The organism is Halomonas eurihalina (assembly GCF_008274785.1).
In the GTDB taxonomy this organism is placed as follows: domain Bacteria; phylum Pseudomonadota; class Gammaproteobacteria; order Pseudomonadales; family Halomonadaceae; genus Halomonas; species Halomonas eurihalina.
In genome coordinates, this window is sequence record NZ_VTPU01000036.1 from 1 (window position 1) to 2,372 (window position 2,372).

The following is a 2,372-nucleotide window of genomic DNA, read 5'->3' on the forward strand; positions in this document are numbered from 1 at the left end:
TACACCGAGTACCGAGTCAATCACGTGTTACCCAAGGCAGCCCCCGAAGGCTGGCTGGCAGAATGGTCACAGCCGCTTCCCGAAGCCGAATGGGCCAAACCGTCCGAGGAGCTCACCGATCTGAGCCGTCAGGTGGAGGCCGCCTACGAGCGCGGCGAGACCTTCCTCGACCTGGGGCCGGTGGAGGAGCGTTTTGGCCAGTCAGGCGCCGGCGAGGCGCCGAAGCCTGCCTATCGAAGCGTGCCTTTCGCCGCTCACTCGGGATAAACCTTGTCGTCGCAATCGGGGCATTAGCTGCCATTCATCGAGGCTCTGATGCCCCAATAAAAGTACGGTACATCAATGGCGCCAGGCGGGATCGGCAGCTTCAGGAGTACCAGGTTATGCCGATCACTATACGAATATTGCTAATGCAAGTAAGTGGATAGGGGCCGCTGGTTGGGTTGGGTCTCAGTGGAATTTCTGCTTATGAAAAAACTCGTGAAGCCTGTGCTTCTGGGCGCGAGAATGAGTGCAATATTGCTCGAGTGAGAGAAGGGGCAAGCTTTGTAGGAAGTGCCGCTTTTGGTACTGTTTCAGGCATTGCTGCGGGTTATATGACGGGAGGGGTTTGTTTGGCGTTGGGAGTCCCTACGGGAGGTATAGCGACGCTAGCTTGTGGGGTCTTACTGGTAGGAAGTGCGGGTTACGCAGGTGGAGTGGTTGGTGGCGCGGCCATGGAGCAAGGTGGTGAATGGGTAGGTGAAGCCATATATGGAACGTCACAATGATCGATCTTAAACTTTCTCTGGGTATATTGATACTTTTGGTGGGGGCGATAAGCCTGTTGTCGCTATTGGTGTGGTGGATGATTTTGTTGATGTATTTAGAGGAAATAGATGGCTATTTTGATAGTCCGGATTTTCCCCATAGAGGAGTTAAGGGGTTATGGCCATGGGGGATGGGGAGAGCAGTTAGCTATGGTGTTTTTGTTCTGTTTACTGATTCACATTTTGTGCGAAAAAAGTTTCCCAAAGCTCGTGAGTCGATAGATATTAAGATGTTGCCGAGAAAAGTAAGATTTATAGTGGCTTTCCCCATTTATACTTACATTCCCTCTGCGCTGTTCATCGGGGTGGTAGGGGTGTGTCTTTATATGAAAGATTGGTTTTTCTGAGTTGGTATGTTGTAGGACAACCTTCTCCTTGATAAATGCTGCAGCGTGCCGAGAGCCTGGCGAATGAGGTGGAAAGCGCGAGTCGCATCGAACGGGCACTGGAACGCCAGCGCCAGCAACTTCCCAAACGGGTTTATGATACGCGGATTCGCCAGGCGCGAGCGGCTGTTCGTCGGCAGCGGCATGCATTGGCCGGCGTGCTCGATGAGTTGGCCGAGGCTACTTATCCCCTCGATGAAGCGGGTAATCAGGCCTTTAAAGTATTCGGGCTTAGCGAACAGGCTTCCCGAGCGGCGTTGAATGAGCGTAGCCAGGTTCGTCAGGCGCTGCAGGATCAGAGTGCATTGGATGCTCTGTTTCGTAATGAACAGGGGGATATTGCCCCGGGGCGCGCCGTGCCGGTGGGACTAAGTGGTTTAATGCTAGTGCTCAATGGGTATCTATTTATCGGCGCCATACAGCAGTGGTGGACAGCCTGGCGCACCGGGGAGCGGTATGGCGAAGCTACCATGAATGTTTTGTCCGGTGCTTTCGGGACGATTGCCGCCACGGCAAGCGTGCTGGAAATCCTTCACGATACCCGCTATCGACGCCTCTACGAAGGCAAGTTCTTCCAGTCGGCGGTACAGCAGGCGGCCGGCAGCCTGGATCATCTAGACGATTGGGCGCGGTTGACCAATGGCGCGATGATCGGCGTGGCATGGTTCTCGTTTGTTGCAGCATTCGTGGATTTATTTCGTCAGGCCTCGAAGTTGGGGCGCGCCGATACTGGCCGTCAGCGTCTGGCGGCCGGTATCGCCTTGGCAGGCGATGTCGCCATTGTTGGTGGCACCTTGCCAATTGGTCTTGCTGGGCTGATGGGGAAAATTCGGGGCACGTCTGCTGTATTGTTGCGTTTACGCCTGTTACGCCTGGCGGTACCGCTAAATTGGGTCGCCGCCGTTGGCGTTGTGCTGGTCGTCGTGGGCGAGTTGCTCTACGAGCACTACTCGCTCTCGCCGCTGCAGCAGTGGTGCCAGAACAGCGTCTGGGGTGATGAGCCGGAGGGCTGGGATCTTGAGGCACACCATCAGCATCTCGCTGAGGTGCATGGTAAGCCGGTGCTTTGGCGCCGCGGCGAACAGCCGCCACGTATGAGTGCCATGCCGGTGGGGCCGGAACCGCCGGCGAGTTCCTTGAACCTTCGTCTCAACCTGCCGGGAGTTGAGGTGCCTAA

Annotated in this window: 2 protein-coding genes and 1 pseudogene; all 3 read left to right on the top strand. The window is 55.8% G+C overall.

Features of this window, described 5'->3' with window-relative positions; all coding sequences use genetic code 11:
- Nucleotides 1-267 (top strand): annotated as a pseudogene (locus tag FZZ93_RS18090) (hypothetical protein); the annotation flags it as partial.
- A gap of 499 nt (nucleotides 268-766) precedes the next feature.
- A complete protein-coding gene (locus FZZ93_RS18095; RefSeq protein WP_149323690.1) occupies nucleotides 767-1,156 on the top strand; it encodes a hypothetical protein in 390 nt (129 codons plus the stop codon).
- 35 nt (nucleotides 1,157-1,191) lie between these two features.
- Nucleotides 1,192-2,372, top strand: a 1,181-nt coding sequence (locus tag FZZ93_RS18100; protein ID WP_223111808.1) for a coiled-coil domain-containing protein, incomplete at its 3' end; no start/stop codon positions are given.